Raw genomic sequence first — 15,613 nt, 5'->3', positions numbered from 1 at the left:
GCAGCGGCGATTTTCTCACGTAAGTCCAAGGAATAGGCGCGCATGTACTAGCTTACGAACCCGCCCCGGAAAGGTGTACGCCAGTTATGAAACTGCTATAAGACAGTAAAACGAGAAGCGGCTCCTGATTCCTCAGGAGCCGCTTCTCGTTTTACTCAGCCGGGGCGTTAAACGCCGTTTCGGCGGGCTGCCGCCGCATCCAGGGCGGGCTGCAGCTGGTGCGCATCTTCTGGCGGAACTGCTCCTGCTCCTCCGGCGTCATGCCGGCCAGGCGGGATTCCATCTGCTGCTTCCAGTCGTTTTTGTGCTGCTGCCACTTGCGGCTGAAGCCGGGCCGGCTCCCACCGCCGCGGAAGCCGGTGAGCAGGCGGGTGAGCAGCAGCAGGCCGATGGTCTGCCAGAAGGTGAGGACCGGGCCGTTGAAAAGATCGGGGACGAGCCAGTTCCACAGGCGCATCGTGACGAAGCCCATGACGGCGACGAACAGCAGGCCGAGGAGAATGAATTTGAGGACGCGAAGCGGCCAGAGGGTACGGTTCATGAGTTTAATGTGCTGATGTGGAAATGTGCTGATCTGCTAGTGTGCTCTTTTGTGCGTTGTTGAAATTCAGTACCCGTTTGTTTTCGGCGACTTTTGAACAGCACATGAGCACATTAATCATTAGCCCATTGAGTTAGTCCGTGAACAGGTTGTTGTACAAGACTTGCAGGCGTTGGCGCAGGTGCTGCACGGCGTAGTGCTTGCGCGAAATCAGGGTTTTGAGCGGCACGCCGGTTTCGGCGGCCAGTTCCTTGAAGGTCTTGCCTTCCAGTTCGTGCCAGACGAAAACGTCGCGCTGGTTTTTGGGCAGCTCATCCAACGCTTCGGCCAGGGCTTCCATGAGGGTTTCGCGCAGCAGCCGGTTTTCGGGGGCATCGTCGGCGGCGGGCAGCACGTCGGCCAGCAGCAGGGCGCCTTCCTCGTTGTCGTCGGCGTAGCGGAGCATTTCCTCCTCCAGCGAGGCCGTCTTCTTCTTGCGGTAGAGATCGGTGATGCGGTTGCGGGCCACGCGGAACAGCCAGGAGGCCACTTTTTCCACGGGCTTGAGCATCCGGTAGCTTTCGACCAGCTCCCCGAACACATCCTGCAGGATATCCTCGGCGTCGGCCGGGTCGGGCACGCGGCGGCGGATGAAGGCCAGCAGCCGGCCGCGCTGTTCCTGCACGGCGGCTTGAATCTGCTGGTCCTGTCCTCTCATCGAGCCTAGGGGTAAGGCGTTTAATGCAAGTGCTTCCATTCTGAACAAGCAGACGCAGCAGGCGGAAAATTACTTTATCGGCAGCAGAAATTCTTAAACCCCGTCTGTCATCCTGAACGCAGCGAAGCGGAGTGAAGGACCTGCCTCTGCATCTCTGCAAACTTATTTCAATGCACAAAACCCTTTACTACCAGCACGATGAAGGGGTTTGTACGTTGAGCGACGCTTTTAGGAAGGTCTGAGGAAGTTCCTTCGCGCTGCTCAGGATGACAGACAAAGAATACTGACGGCTCAAGCTACTTCAGCTGGCACCCCGTAGTGAGGGTCGCACCACCGATTTTTGCGCCATTCCTTCTGATTTCGGCCGACAGCAACCAGCCGGGAACCACTGTACTTTTCCCTGTGGTTTTCCCGATTGTCTGGCTACCTTTGCCAGCTAATTCACCCCGGCTGCGCTTCAGCCGGGCTTTGCCTTGTCCGCTGACCCCACTGCATGGAACAGACCATTCCGGAAGTCATCCGCACCGTCCCGCTGGAGTACTACATCTACTTCGCCACGGCGCTATTTGCCATCGGTGTTACGGGCGTGCTTACCCGGCGCAATGCCATCATCATCTTCATGTGCGTCGAGCTGATGCTCAACGCGGTGAACGTGCTGCTGACGGCCTTCTCGGCCTACCGCTCCGACCCCAACGGCCAGATTTTCGTGTTTTTCATCATGGCCGTAGCCGCCGCCGAAGTATCCGTCGGGCTGGGCATCATCGTGATGATCTACCGCAACTTCCAGAACACCGACGTCAATCTGCTTAACCGCCTTAAGTGGTAACCCCTCCCCCAACCCCTCCCCAAAAGGGAGGGGCTTTAGTTCTAGCCTTCTACTTCGTTAGATTCTAAAACTAGAGCCCCTCCCTTTTGGGGAGGGGTTGGGGAGGGGTTCCAGCATACTCTCTATGCAAGAAACTGTAATCCCCGCGGCCAGCGCCCCTTACTCCACGCTGCTGTACGTCCTGATTCCGCTGCTGCCGTTCCTGGGTTTCCTGCTCAACGGGCTGCTCAACAAGAAGCTTTCCGGCACGGTGGCCGGGGCCATTGGTAGCCTCACGGTGCTGGGCTCGTTCCTGATTTCGGTGTACCTGTTCAGCACCTTTCAGTACCAGTACACGGTGCACCTGTTCGACTGGATTTCGGTCGGCTCAATGCAGATTCCCTTTTCCTACCAGATCGACCAGCTCAGCCTCATTATGCTGCTGCTGGTCACGGGCGTAGGCTTCCTGATTCACGTCTATAGCATCGGCTACATGCACCACGACGAAAACGTGGGCAAGTTCTTCGCCTTCCTGAACCTGTTCGTGTTCAGCATGCTGGTGCTGGTGCTGGGCGCCAACTTCGTGATTCTGTTCATCGGCTGGGAAGGCGTGGGGCTGTGCTCCTACCTGCTCATCGGGTTCTGGAATAAGGACCACGCCAACAACAACGCCGCCAAGAAAGCCTTCATCATCAACCGCGTCGGCGACCTGGGCTTCCTGCTGGGCATCTTCCTGATCTACCTCACCTTCGACTCGGTGCAGTACGCCGAGGTGTTCCAGAAAGCCTCGACGATGCAGATCGGGACGGGCGTGCTGACGGCCATTACGCTGCTGCTGTTTGTGGGCGCGATGGGTAAGTCGGCCCAGCTGCCGCTCTACACCTGGCTGCCCGACGCCATGGCCGGCCCTACCCCGGTTTCGGCCCTGATTCACGCCGCCACGATGGTCACGGCCGGTATCTACATGGTGCTGCGCGCCAACGTGCTCTTCACCCTGGCCCCCGACACGCTGAGCGTCATTGCCTGGATTGGCGGCATCACCGCCCTGTTTGCCGCCACCATCGGCCTGGCCCAGAACGACATCAAGAAGGTGCTGGCCTACTCCACGGTGTCGCAGCTCGGCTACATGTTCCTGGCCCTGGGCGTTATGGGCTACAGCACTTCCCTGTTCCACGTCCTGACCCACGCTTTCTTCAAGGCGCTGATGTTCCTGGGCGCGGGCTCGGTGATTCACGCCATGAGCAACGAGCAGGACATTCGCCGCATGGGCGGCCTGCGCAAAGCCCTGCCGATTACATTCCTGACCTTTCTGATTGGCTGCCTCGCCATTTCGGGCATCCCGCCGTTTTCGGGCTTCTTCTCCAAAGACGAAATCCTGGAGCACGTCTTCCAGCACAATAAGATTCTCTGGGGCCTGGGCCTGCTCACGGCTTTCCTGACGGCCTTCTACATGTTCCGCCTGCTGTTCCTGACTTTCTTCGGCGAGTTCCGCGGCACCGAGGAGCAGAAGCACCACCTGCACGAGTCGCCGGCCAGCATGACGCTGCCGCTGATTGTGCTGGCCATCCTGGCGGCCGTGGGCGGCTTCATGGGCGCGCCGATGTTCCTGGGCGGCAAGCACTACCTGGCCGACTACCTCGCCCCGCTCTTCACCTACTCCCAGCGCCTCAACCCCGAGGCCTTTGCCGGCGAGCTGGACCACGGCACCGAGCTGCTGCTCATCGGCCTGTCGGTTGCCGCCGGCGTGCTGGGCATCCTGCTGGCCTACGTGCAGTACGTGAGCCGCGGGGTGCGCCCGGCCGCGGACGACGCCCAACGCTCGGCCCCCGAAAGCCTGGTGTACCACAAATACTACATCGACGAGCTGTATAACGCCCTGTTCGTGCGCCCCGTCATGTGGCTCTCGACGGGCCTGTACCGCTTCGTGGAGCAGGGCCTCATCGACCCGGTAGTGAACGGCTTCGGCCGCGTCACGCTCGGCGGCGGGCAGCTGCTGCGCTACGTGCAAACTGGCTACGTCGGCCTCTACCTGATTCTGATGGTCGTCGGCATCGTACTGATTCTGGCTTTGAACCTGGGGCGACTTTAAACCTTAATTTATGAAGGGATTTTTCATCCTCTGCTTCGTCTTATTGACTAGCACTGCTTTTGCCCAGAAAGTTGAAGTAAAAGCAGATGCTATTCTAGTGGACGGGGTAAAATACGCCCTCATCGAGCAGGATGGGTGCAAGCTTATGGATACCCAGTGTCTGTATTATCTTAATTCGCTGGATGGAAAGCGCCAGTTTGCCGTGAAGCAAATGGAGTTCGTGGACCCTGCTACCATTAGCGATTCTCATCCGGATGGTAGAACGCTGTATCTGCAATTCGTCTTCATGGGCTCCGGAGCCAAGACGGAAATTTCTTTTCCAACTACGCTGCACCTCCGGGCAATTGATGTAGCCCGAAAAGTGGTAAAAGCGAAACTGTTTACCGATGGTAGCCTGAGCGAGCAAGCTGCTTCCGACTTCGTAACGACGAATGGTATACCGTTTACCGAACGCCAAAAGCAGTTAGCGGGTCCCAAGGTTATTCTCATCGACAAAAACTAAGGCCTTTTCGGTCCACTCCCCGGCGTCCGCAGCTTTTCTGCTCGCGTGAAATTTGCTTTTCCTCATGCTGACTGTCTTTCTCCTACTCTTTCCCGTCGCGGCGGCGCTGCTGCTGCACTTTGCCAAAGGCAATGCGGCCCGTGTAATGGCCCTCGGCGCGGCGCTGGTCGAATTCGCGGTGGCGGTGTACGCCGCCGTCTCCTCCCAGATTACCGCCCAGTCGCAGTCTGAAATCAACGTGCCCTGGATTGCCTCGGCGGGCATCAACTTCCACGTCGGCATGGACGGGCTGAGTTTGGTGCTGGTGCTGCTGACGGCGTTTCTGGTGCCGCTCATCATCCTGGCCTCCTTCCGCCACGAGTACCAGAATGCCTCGGCCTTCTACGCCCTGATCCTGTTTATGCAGACGGGCCTGATCGGCGTATTCGTGTCGCTGGATGCGTTTCTGTTCTACTTCTTCTGGGAAGTGGCGTTGATTCCGATTTACTTCCTGGCCGGCGTCTGGGGCTCGGAGCGCCGCATTGCCGTCACCTTCAAGTTCTTCCTGTACACCATCATCGGCTCGCTTTTCATGCTGGCCGCCTTCGTGTACCTCTACTTCCAGACCGGCCTCAACGGCGCCGTCCGCTCCTCCGACATCCTGGCCTTCTACAACCTCACGCTCAGCTCCGACCAGCAGGCCTGGGTGTTCTGGCTGATCTTCATCGCCTTCGCCGTGAAGATGCCGATTTTCCCCTTCCACACCTGGCAGCCCGACACCTACACCGAGTCGCCGACGCCAGCCACCATGCTGCTTTCAGGCATTATGCTCAAGATGGGTATCTACGGCTGCCTGCGCTGGCTGCTGCCTATCGTGCCGAAGGGCGTGAGCCACTGGGGCCCGCTGGTGATGGTGCTCTGCATTATCGGCATCATCTACGGGGCCATCATCGCCATCCGCCAGCGCGACGTGAAGCGCCTGATTGCCTACTCCTCCCTCTCCCACGTCGGGCTGATGGCGGCCGGCGTGTTCTCGCTCACCATGATCGGGATGCAGGGCGCAGTCATTCAGATGCTGGCCCACGGCGTGAACGTGGTCGGCATGTTCTTCATTGCCGACATCATCCAGCGCCGCACCGGCACCCGCGACATCTCCGAGCTGGGCGGCCTGACCAAGCATACGCCCCTGCTCTCCGTCACATTCCTGGTACTGCTGCTCAGCACCGTGGCCCTGCCGCTCACGGCCGGCTTCGTGGGTGAGTTTCTGCTGCTCGGCGGCGTATACCAATACAACCACTGGATGGGCGCCGTAGCCGGCGTGACCATCATCCTGGGCGCGGTGTACCTGCTGCGCATGTTCCAGCGCGTGATGCTCGGCCCCGACACCCAGTTCACCGCTACTATCAAGGATCTGACCGGCTCCGAGCTGGCCGTACTGGTGCCGCTTATCGTGCTCGTGTTCTGGATTGGCCTGTTTCCCGGCACGTTCCTGCGCATCTCCGAGCCGGCCATCCTGCAGATCATGACGATAGTCAACCGCTAGCCCCACCCCAACCCCTCCCCTGCGGGAGAGGGGCTTAGATTACCTTTCCTGACTTACTCCGCCTGACCTGCGGCAGTCTTTGGGAGAGGGTTGTAGTACCAATCTAACGCCCACATTCGTCTGGCTCCCCCTCTCCCAAAGGGGAGGGGGCCGGGGGGAGGGGCTCACGACATGACTTCTATCATTCTGCTCTCCGTCTTAGGCATCATCAATCTGTTTCTGGGCTTTCTGCGCTCCAACAAGATTCTGCTGCCCGCCGCCATGGTCATCCTGGCCCTCGTTTTCGGGGCCAACCTGCTCGACTGGAACGCGGCTCCCCAGTCCTACTTCAGCAACATGCTCACCATCGACCGGTACTCGGTGGCCTTCACCGGCATCGTGGTGCTCACGACGCTGCTGCTGATTCCCTTCTCCCAGAAATACGTGCGCGACGGCGAGGAAAACCTGGCCGAATACTATTCGCTGCTGCTCTTCTCGCTCGTGGGCGCCATCATGATGGTGAGCTACGACAACCTGCTGATGCTGTTCGTGGGCATCGAAATCCTGAGCGTGTCGATGTACGTGGTAGCCGGCTCCGACAAGCGCAACGTGCGCTCCAACGAGGCCGCGCTGAAGTACTTCCTGATGGGCTCCTTCGCCACCGGCATCCTGCTCTTCGGCATTGCCCTCGTGTATGGCGCCACCGGCGCGTTCAGCCTCATCGACATTGCCGGGGCCGTGGTGCAGCCCGCCAACGCCACCTTCCGCCCGATGCTCTACATCGGCATGCTGCTGATGTTTATCGGCATCAGCTTCAAGGTGTCGGCCGCGCCCTTCCACTACTGGACGCCCGACGTGTACGAGGGCACGCCTACCTTCTTCACCGCCTTCATGAGCACGGTGGTGAAAACCGCCGGTTTCGCCGCCTTCTTCAAGCTGCTCATCGTCGCCTTCCAAGCCGCCGAAAGCTTCTGGATTCCGACCATCATGGCCATTACGGTGCTCACGCTGCTCATCGGCAACGTGGGCGCGGTAGCCCAGACCAGTATCAAGCGCATGCTGGCCTACTCCAGCATTTCCCACGCCGGCTACCTGTTTATCGGCCTGGTGGCGCTGAACGGCAAGCTTTCCGCCAACGGCATCTTCTTCTACTCCCTGGCTTACTCGGTAGCTACTGTGGCGGCTTTTGGAGTGCTCAAGCTGGTAGCCGACCAGCGCCAGCGCGAGGACTACGCCAGCTTCAACGGCCTGGCCAAAACCAACCCGCTGCTGGCTTTCGTGTTCACCGTAGCCATGCTGTCGTTGGCGGGCATTCCGCTCACCGGCGGCTTCTTCGGCAAGTTTTTCCTCTTCGGCGCGGCCGTGGACAAAGGCTATATCGGCCTGGTTATTTTCGCCGTGCTGATGTCGATGGTGAGCATTTACTACTACCTGCGCCCCATCATTGCCCTGTACATGCGCCCGGCTGAGGAAGACCTGACCGAGCCCATCGTGGTCAGCCCGTTCCAGTCGTTTATTCTGGTGGTGCTGGCCGTGCTCACGTTCGTGCTTGGCGTGCTGCCGGGCCTGTTCAGTGAGGTCCTCTGATCCTGACTTGGAAACGAAACAGTTGAGATGAAAACAGCAAGAGCGGCCCCAGGGTCGCTCTTGCTGTTTTCATTCTTGGAGGACGCCTCAAGTCACTTTCTGGTTACCCGGATGCTGATGCGCCGGTTTAGGGCCCGGCCCACGGGCGTGGCATTATCGGCCACGCCGTGCTTGCCACCGTAGCCTTTGGCTTCCACCCGATTTAGGGCAATGCCCATCGACACCAGCTCCGACATAGCCGTATTGGCCCGGGCTTCGCTGAGCTTGAGGTTGGCCAGCACGCTGCCGGTGGTATCGGTGTAGCCCCCGATTTTCACCCGGGCGGCGGGGAAGCTTTTCAGGATGCGGGCCACGTTGCGCAGCTGGCTGCGCGACTCATCGGTAAGCGAAGCTTTTCTGGTGTCGAAATACACCCGGTCAAAATTAATCCAGCCCTTCGTACGGTTGATGGAATCGACCTGCACGCTGGCATCGGCCAGAAAAGAGTAGAGCCGGTTTTCGGTAGAATTGACTCCAACGGTTTGCGTGGTGCCGTCAACCAGCGTCAAAGCAACGGGGCGCCCGGGGTCGTAGATGTAGTGGTCCGTAGCGGCATCGTAGCGCCCCTCGGTACCTCCGGGGCCAGGCGACGACCGGGCTTCGGCGGCCAACCGGCCGACCATACTTGCTGGCACAACGCGGGCCGCCGCCGGCTGCCCGTCGAAGCGGGTGCGCACGAAAAGATATTCCAGGCAGGCTCCAACCACCAAAAGCAGCAGCAGCAGCACCCACCGCATCGTTGGGGTAAGGGTAGTCGGCAAGGCCGGGGGAGTATACGCGCCCCCCGCCCCCGGCTCCCAGGAATGCACAGCGGGCATCACCGGCCGGTGGTCGTCTACCGGTTCGGCTGAAGCGGCAGCGGCCGGCTGGAACCCCGTACCGGTAGTCAGCAGCACGGCCGTCATGATACCTGACTTTTGCTGTTCCAGCCACGCAAACAATGCCTTGGCGTCCAGCGCCTGCTCCTGGGCAACATTGCCCAGGCTTTGCAGCACGGCCTGGGCCGTCATGCTCAGCAGCGTCTCCACAGAGGTGGGCTTTACTTGAGTGACCTGAGCCAGCTGCCGCACCGTAGTGCCGTAGGCTTCGCCCAGCAGCCCCTGCATCAACTCGGTGCGCCGCCTGAGCTGTTCAGCCGTGAGCAGGCCGGCTGCCCGGCCTGGGGTGGTGGATTCCCGGGTCAGCTGCCACAGGGCCTCAATGCCGCCCGGCCGCTCAGCCCGCTCAATAAACACGTTCAAAACCAGGGGGATGATGCTGGCAACCACTTTTCCCACTCTCTGCTGGCTTTCCCCCACCACTGCGCTGGCCTTACTTACGGCATCTTCCGTGAAGTACGTTTCGACCTCTTCCAACAAGTTCTGTTCCATCTGCTTGAGGTTTAATTAGCTATCCTATATAATAATACTAATTTTTATTTAAATAGTAATACATAAAGATTATGGTATAGATGATTCTTCCGGCTTCGGGTGGGAAGGGCGTGGCAAACTGGCTCTGAAAAAGCAGGGGGTCAGACGCGGCGCAGGGCGGTGTAAACGGTATCGGCGTAGATAACGGCGTCGTCAGGAAAGGGCTCCTCCCCACGGAATTTCTGCACCAGCCGGGCCGTGGTGATAATGTCCTTCTGGCAGTAGTGGATAATGCGGGGCAGGTCGTTGTCGGTGTAGTACACCCGGGCCACGTCGGCCCCGGTGATGTCGTCCTTGGGGGTAGGGATGTTGAACATGGCCGCCAGCAGCGACAGGGAAGTGTAGGATTTCCGGTCGCCGAACTTCCAGAGCTCCATCGTGTCGATATGGTTTACTTCCCAGGGCTTGCGGCCGGCAATGTCGAGCTGGGGCGGTAGCGGCAGCCCGTTGATGAGCAGGCGACGGCCCAGGTAGGGGAAGTCGAACTCCTTGCCGTTGTGGGCGCAGAGCAGAAAGCCGGGCTTGCGGGCCAGCAGGGCCGAAAACCCGCGCAGCATGGTCGGCTCGTCGTGGTCGGCAAAGCTTTTCACCCGGAAGCGCCACTGCTCCTCCTGCTTGTCGAACGTGAAGCAGCCCACCGAAATGCACACCACCCGGCCAAACTCGGCGTAGATACCGGCCTGCTCGAAGAGGCTGGCGGCTTCCAGGGCCGAGGGCATGGCCTCCACGTCGGCCCGCGACGAGGACCAGCCTTTTTCGCGGCGCAGGGCGTGGCACTTGTGCTCCCAGAGCTGCCGCAGCATGTCGTTCAGGTCATCGTGGCAGCCCACGCAGGGCACGGTTTCAATGTCGAGCACGAAGAGCTGGTCGAGGGGAGTCTTGTGCAGGATCTGCATAGTGGAAAGCCTAAGAAACGGTAGTAGGATACCGAAGATAGGCTATTCGGGCGGTTAGGCGGTGGTTTGCCCGAAATTTCGCCGGCGGTTCCAGGTTCCGCGCCATACCTTGCGCAGCCGGCTGCCACACCGGCTTTTTCAACCCGTAGCCTTAAGGGTGCCCCCCCCCCAAAAAAAGCCGCCCGCTTCCGGCCGTCTACAGGGCCGGGGGCGGGCGGTCTGCCTGTCGGGGCATGCCGCGGTTCAGTGCCTGAGGCAGAATTGCGGACAGCAGGCGCGCTGAAAGAAGTGAGCTCAGGCCAGGGCCGGACGGCCGGTGAGCCAGAGTCCCATCATCATCAAAAGCAATTGGCGGCGTGACTTCGACATGGCGACAGGCGTTTGGCGGGCTACCCAGTGGCCCCGGATGCCGTCTGCGGAAGCAGAGTTGCCGGGGTCATTGGTCAGGTTGAAGTTGCGTTTTTATTCCCCTCAGCACAATCACACGATGATGTGAGAATACGGGCCGGAGCTTACGTGAGCCCCTGTCGCAGGGCCTTGGACACGGCTTCGGTCATGGAGCGCACGTGCAGCTTCTCGTAGATCTTCTTGATATGGGAGCGAACGGTGTCGATGCTGATACCGCGGTCGGCGGCAATCATCTTGTAGCTGTAGCCTTCCACCAGCAGGGCCAGCACTTCCTGCTCCCGGGCGCTGAGCGTCCCCATCGATTCGTCGGCTACGGCCACAGCCACGGGCGCCTTGGTACGCGGAAACAGCCGCAGCACCTGCCGGGCAATGGCGGGCGTCATCGGGGCGCCGCCCAGGCGCACCTCCGTAATGGCGTCGAGCAGCCGGGCCGGCGAGGTTTTTTTGAGCAGATAGCCGTCGGCCCCGCCGCAGATAGCCTCAAACACCCGGTCATTATCCTCGAACACCGTGAGCATGACCACATTCACCTTGGGCGCAATGGCCTTGATGCGGCGCAGGCCCTCTATGCCGGTCATGCCGGGCATGTCAATATCCATCAGAATAACGTCGGGAGTCAGGCGCAGCACGTCGGCGGCGGCCTGCATGCAGTTGCCCAGGGCCCCGACCAGCTCCAGCCCCGGCGCGCCCGCCAGCAGCTGACTCAGGCTGGTGCGCAGGTCGTTGTTGTCTTCGTAGATCAGGACGCGGGTGGGAGTTCGCATGGAGCCGGGCCAGAGAGTTAGAGTGCTTTAAGATACGGCAGGAACCAGCTTTTTGCGGCTACATAATGATGTGATGCCTGGTGCCGACCACCGCCGCGGAAGCGGTCAGCCGGCCGCCTAGCCAGGCAGCGGAATACTCAGGCGCAGTGAGGTGCCGTGGCCGGGAACGGAGCTGATGGTCAGCTCCCCGGCCAGCACGGCGGCGCGGGTGCGCATGTTGGTCATACCATTGCCCCCGCCCCGGGCCGGGTCGGTGGGGTCGAAGCCAATGCCGTCGTCCTGCACCAGCAGCGTGAGGCGGGCCTGGTCGTAGGTCAGGGCAATGGTGGCCTGCCGGCAGCGGGCGTACTTGGCCAGGTTGTTCACGGCTTCCTTGAAGAGCAGAAAAAACTCCCGGCGGGCGCGCATATCCAGCTTCAGGCCTGCCACCGACGGATCCGTGCGGAAGTGCAGATCGATGCCCCGGGCTTCGAGCACGTCGGAGGCAAAGCTGCGCATACGGGCCGTCACGTCTTCCAGCGAGTCGTGGGCCGGGTTGATGGTCCACACGATGTCGTCCATGGCGTCGAGCATGCGGTGGGAGCTGTCGCCGATCTGCTCCAGCAGGGCTGCCGCCTGCTCGGGCCGCTCCTGACGCTGGTGGTTGCGGGCAATCTGGCTCAGGATGGAGATGCTGCTGAGCGTGGAGCCCATGTCGTCGTGCAGGTCGCGGGCAATGTCGTGGCGCACGCGCTCCAGGGCCAGCACCTGCCGGATGCGCAGCTGATAGGCCAGAAACAGCAGGGCCAGCACCACCCAGCTGGCCAGAATCCGAAACCACCACGTGCCGTACCAGGGTGGCTGCACGACCACGACCAGGGATGTGCCCCGCGAATTCCACACGCCGTCGTTGTTGGTGGCGCGCACCCGAAACGTGTAGGTTCCCGGGTCGAGGTTGGTGTAGGTGGCCTCGTGCCGGGTGCCGGCCTGCACCCAGTCGGGGTCAAAGTTTTCCAGCCGGTAGGCGTAGCGGTTTTTGTCGGGCTGGCGGAAGTTGAGGGCCGCAAACTCGAGGGAGAAAAAGTAGTCGCGCGGGGCCAGCCGGATGCTGCGCCGCTCGGTGATGCTGGTATCCAGGCCCACGGGCTGGTTGAACTTGCGGAAACCGGTGAGCACGACCGGGGGCGGAACGGTATTAGCCGGGACGCTGACGGGCCGGAAGCTCACCAGGCCTCTGATGCCGCCGAAGTACAGCCGGCCGCTGCCGCCCCGGTAGTAGGCGCCGGCATTGAACTCGTCGTGGGGCAGGCCGTCGCGCACATCGAAGGTGCGAAACCGGCGCGTGGGGGGAGTGAAGCGGGCCACGCCCTTGTTGGTGGAAACCCACAAATCGTGGTGCTCATCTTCCAGAATGCCGTAGACCACATCGTTGGGCAGGCCCTGGGGCTCCCGGAACGTGACAAAGCGGCTGGCGCCGTCGAAGCGGCAGAGCCCGCCGCCCTCGGTTCCCAACCAGAGCTGGCCGGTGTGGTCTTCCAGAATGCAGCGCACCCGGCTGCTGCTCAGGCTGGCCGGGTTGCCGTTGTCGGTGCGGAAGATGGCGAAGCGGCGGGTGGCGGGGTTGTAGCGGCAGAGCCCGTCGCCGGTGCCCACCCACACGGTGCCGCGCCGGTCCTGGTACACGGCGCGCACGAAGTTGTTGCTCAGGCTACGCGGGTCGCGCGGGTCGTGGCGGAAGATGGTGAAGCCGGTGGCGCCGGGCTCCAGCAGGTTCAGCCCCGCCTCGGTGCCCACCCACAGGCGGTTCTGGCGGTCGAGCGACACGGAGCGGATAAAGTCGGTACTCAGCGACGCCGGCCGGCCGGCGTCGTGGCGGTAGTGGCGGAAGCGGGTGGCGCCGGGCTCCAGGCAGTCGAGCCCCTGGCTTTGGGTGCCGATCCACAGGCGTCCCTGCCGGTCGAAGCACAGGGCGCGGATAAAGTCCTCACTCAGGCTGCCGGGGTCCTGCGGGTTGTGCCGAAACTGCACCCGCTGCCGGGTAGCTGGGTTGTACCCAATCAGGCCCTCACTCTCGGTGCCTACCCACACCCAGCCGCGGGCATCTTCGCTCACGGCCCACACCGGGTCCGGGGTGGGGCCGGCGCTGAGCGGGTACGTGGTGAAGGCGCCGGGACGGGCCTCGAAGCTGCTGACGCCGCCTTCGGTGCCCGCCCACAGCAGGCCGGAGCGGTCCTGAAACAATGCCAGCACCACGTCATCGGCCAGCGAATGAGGCTCGGCCAGCTGGTGGCGGTAGGTAACGAACGTCGCCGTGACGGGCTGGTAGCGAGCCAGCCCGTTGCTGGTGCCCACCCAGACCAGCCCCTGCGCATCGAGCCACACCGCCTTGACGCCATTATCGGGCAGCTGATCGGGCAGCGCGGCATTGGCGCGGAAGAAGCGGGGCGGCCCCTGCCCGGGCAGGTAGGCGAGGCCGTCGGTTTCGGTGCCCACCCACAGCCCCCCGCGGGCGTCGGGGCACAGGGCGGTGATGGCCGCCGCGGACGTCCAGCGGGCATCGGCCTCCAGCGTCCCGGTGGTCGGGTTCAGGTAGCTGAGGCGCCCTTCGCCGGTACCCACCCACAGCCGCCCGCGGCGGTCCTGGGCAATGGTGCGGATGGAATTGCGCCGGGCGCTGACGGGGCCCGCCAGCGGGTGCCGGAACAGCTGGAAGCGGCCCGTGCGCGGGTCGAAGCGCTGCAGCCCCGTTTCAGTCCCCACCCACACCTGCCCCTGCCGGTCGCAGAACACCGACCACACGAAGTTGTCGATCAGGCTGCCAAGGGTGTCGGACTGCTGCTGGAAAGTACGGAAGCGTTCGGTGAGCGGGTTGTAGCAGCACAGCCCCCCCCCCCCGGTACCGACCCACAGATTTCCCTGCTGGTCGGGGGCCAGGGCCCGGATGAAGTTGCTGCTCAGGCTGCCCAGGTGCTGGGGGTCGTTGCGGAAGATGCGGAAGCCGGTGCCGTCGTAGCGGCTCAGGCCGTCCTGGGTGCCCAGCCACAGGAAGCCGCGGCGGTCCTGGGCCAGACAGTACACGCTGTTTTCCGACAGGCCATTGGTACTCGACAGCGTGCGGAAGGTGGGCCCCGCCGCCGGCTGGGCCCGGGCGTGGCTGCCACTGCTCAGGCTCAAGACCCAGCTCAGCACTCCCAGTCGCAGCCAGACAACGAAAGAACAGCTCATACGCTCAGCGGATTGCGCTTGACCCCGAAACCAGCCCGGCGCGGCGGCCCGGTCGGTTCGGGCTGCAACGTAGGTATTTCCGGCCGACTGCCCAATTCCCCGCTGGCCCGGACCCGGGCCCGACCCCACCAAAAAGGCTGCCCCCGGGTGGAGGCAGCCTTACGACCCTGCTGCGGCCGGGCCTACGTCAGCTCAGCGGCCCTTACTTCCTGGCGGTAAGCGAAATAAGAATACGCCCAGGCCGCCGCCGCCGCCCCAATCACCAGGCCCACCATAATCGTGTTGCCCAGCTCCGCTTTCGTGGTGAAGCCCAGCCCCACGCCCACCAGCCCGGCCAGGAAAAACAGGCGGCCGCCCAGCCGGTTGGTCCGGGCCCAGACGACCGGACTTTCCAGCGTCCAGGGCGTGCGGATAACCACGAAGTAGTTGGGCTGCACGGTGGTGAGGTAGTTGCCCAGCCCCAGGAACAGCATTCCCAACAGGATGGTCAGGCCGCCCTGGGTAGCTGCCCCCGGGTGCAGGCTCACGTAGAGGCAGTAGGCGCTCAGACCGCTCATCCCAGCGACGAGGGCCAGCCGCAGCTTCTGGTAGTTCACGCGGCCGCTGTTCAGCCGCTTTTTGGGGTCGAGGTAAGGCAGGGCGGTCAGCAGCACGAACGTGCCGAGCGGCAGCGCCACGCACAGGCGCCAGATATCAGCCTTGGCCGTGAAGCCGTTGGCCTGGCCGGCGGCATCAAAATGGGTTGGAATCTGGGCGGGCAGCTGCGGCCACACCAGCGCCAGATAGGCCGGGGCCGCCAGCAGGGCCCCAATCGTGAGCATAGTCCAGAGGGAAGGTTTCGAGTTCATGGGAGGAGTTAAAAGCAGCTAGGATGGAGGATTGTCGGGGGAGGCTTTAAACTGCAGCAGCCAGCCCAGGATTTCGTCGAACACGGTCATGTTGAGCGTGTAGGTGACGAACTGGCCCTGCTTTTCGCTGGTCACCAGGTCGGCCTGGCGGAGCAGGTCGAGGTGGTGGGAAATGCTGGGCTTGGACATGGTAAACCGGTCGGCTATTTCGCCGGCCGTCAGGGGCCGGGTCCGCAGCAGCTCCAGCATGGCGCGGCGGGTGGGGTCGTTCAGGGCTTTGAAGAGGGCGTTCAATTTTTCGTTTCGGTGTTTAGACAAATGTC

At 62.2% G+C, this 15,613-nt stretch carries 13 protein-coding genes; 5 read left to right on the top strand and 8 right to left on the bottom strand.

Annotated features, from left to right (window positions below; genetic code table 11):
* Nucleotides 1-151: 151 nt before the first annotated feature.
* Together ABD842_RS09550 and ABD842_RS09545 are read right to left on the bottom strand one after the other, a co-directional pair.
* On the bottom strand, nucleotides 152-541 hold the full coding sequence (locus tag ABD842_RS09550; protein ID WP_345112911.1) for a hypothetical protein: 390 nt from the start codon (nucleotides 539-541) through the stop codon (nucleotides 152-154).
* A 133-nt stretch (nucleotides 542-674) separates the two neighbouring features.
* Complete coding sequence (locus tag ABD842_RS09545; protein ID WP_135497251.1) at nucleotides 675-1,238, bottom strand: RNA polymerase sigma factor; 564 nt, start codon at nucleotides 1,236-1,238, stop codon at nucleotides 675-677.
* Between the two features lie 493 nt (nucleotides 1,239-1,731).
* Here ABD842_RS09545 and nuoK point away from each other — a divergent pair, with 493 nt between their 5' ends.
* The 5 genes from nuoK to ABD842_RS09520 all read left to right on the top strand — a co-directional run bounded on the left by nuoK (nucleotide 1,732) and on the right by ABD842_RS09520 (nucleotide 7,722).
* Nucleotides 1,732-2,064: an NADH-quinone oxidoreductase subunit NuoK gene (gene nuoK, locus ABD842_RS09540; protein ID WP_100339108.1), complete on the top strand. Its 333-nt coding sequence runs from the start codon at nucleotides 1,732-1,734 to the stop codon at nucleotides 2,062-2,064.
* 124 nt (nucleotides 2,065-2,188) lie between these two features.
* Nucleotides 2,189-4,132 (top strand): NADH-quinone oxidoreductase subunit L, encoded by a 1,944-nt coding sequence (nuoL, locus tag ABD842_RS09535; protein ID WP_345112906.1) that lies wholly within the window; start codon nucleotides 2,189-2,191, stop codon nucleotides 4,130-4,132.
* Nucleotides 4,133-4,142: 10 nt separating this feature from the next.
* Nucleotides 4,143-4,634, top strand: coding sequence for a hypothetical protein (locus ABD842_RS09530; protein ID WP_345112904.1), 492 nt, complete (start codon nucleotides 4,143-4,145; stop codon nucleotides 4,632-4,634).
* A gap of 64 nt (nucleotides 4,635-4,698) precedes the next feature.
* On the top strand, nucleotides 4,699-6,156 hold the full coding sequence (locus ABD842_RS09525) for a complex I subunit 4 family protein (RefSeq protein WP_345112902.1): 1,458 nt from the start codon (nucleotides 4,699-4,701) through the stop codon (nucleotides 6,154-6,156).
* A gap of 171 nt (nucleotides 6,157-6,327) precedes the next feature.
* Nucleotides 6,328-7,722: an NADH-quinone oxidoreductase subunit N gene (locus tag ABD842_RS09520; RefSeq protein WP_345112900.1), complete on the top strand. Its 1,395-nt coding sequence runs from the start codon at nucleotides 6,328-6,330 to the stop codon at nucleotides 7,720-7,722.
* 92 nt (nucleotides 7,723-7,814) lie between these two features.
* Here the strand turns inward: ABD842_RS09520 and ABD842_RS09515 are convergent, their stop codons facing one another.
* The 6 genes from ABD842_RS09515 to ABD842_RS09490 form a co-directional block, all read right to left on the bottom strand.
* The gene (locus ABD842_RS09515; protein WP_345112898.1) at nucleotides 7,815-9,131 is read right to left on the bottom strand and encodes an OmpA family protein; all 1,317 of its coding nucleotides are present in this window, start codon (nucleotides 9,129-9,131) and stop codon (nucleotides 7,815-7,817) included.
* A gap of 140 nt (nucleotides 9,132-9,271) precedes the next feature.
* Nucleotides 9,272-10,066 (bottom strand): 3'-5' exonuclease, encoded by a 795-nt coding sequence (locus tag ABD842_RS09510; RefSeq protein WP_345112896.1) that lies wholly within the window; start codon nucleotides 10,064-10,066, stop codon nucleotides 9,272-9,274.
* Nucleotides 10,067-10,578: 512 nt separating this feature from the next.
* Nucleotides 10,579-11,238, bottom strand: a complete 660-nt coding sequence (locus tag ABD842_RS09505) for a response regulator (RefSeq protein WP_345112894.1) — start codon at nucleotides 11,236-11,238, stop codon at nucleotides 10,579-10,581.
* Between the two features lie 117 nt (nucleotides 11,239-11,355).
* Nucleotides 11,356-14,442 carry a sensor histidine kinase gene (locus ABD842_RS09500; RefSeq protein ID WP_345112892.1) on the bottom strand — a complete coding sequence of 1,029 codons (3,087 nt, stop codon included), beginning with the start codon at nucleotides 14,440-14,442 and terminating at the stop codon, nucleotides 11,356-11,358.
* 182 nt (nucleotides 14,443-14,624) lie between these two features.
* On the bottom strand, nucleotides 14,625-15,290 hold the full coding sequence (locus ABD842_RS09495) for an SdpI family protein (RefSeq protein WP_345112890.1): 666 nt from the start codon (nucleotides 15,288-15,290) through the stop codon (nucleotides 14,625-14,627).
* An 18-nt stretch (nucleotides 15,291-15,308) separates the two neighbouring features.
* Nucleotides 15,309-15,584, bottom strand: coding sequence for an autorepressor SdpR family transcription factor (locus ABD842_RS09490; protein ID WP_345112888.1), 276 nt, complete (start codon nucleotides 15,582-15,584; stop codon nucleotides 15,309-15,311).
* Between the last annotated feature and the right edge of the window lie 29 nt (nucleotides 15,585-15,613).

It is taken from the genome of Hymenobacter algoricola (assembly GCF_039539525.1).
GTDB classification, from domain to species: Bacteria; Bacteroidota; Bacteroidia; order Cytophagales; family Hymenobacteraceae; genus Hymenobacter; species Hymenobacter algoricola.
Note: the sequence above shows the minus strand (reverse complement) of the source record. Positions and strands in the feature narration are given on the sequence as shown.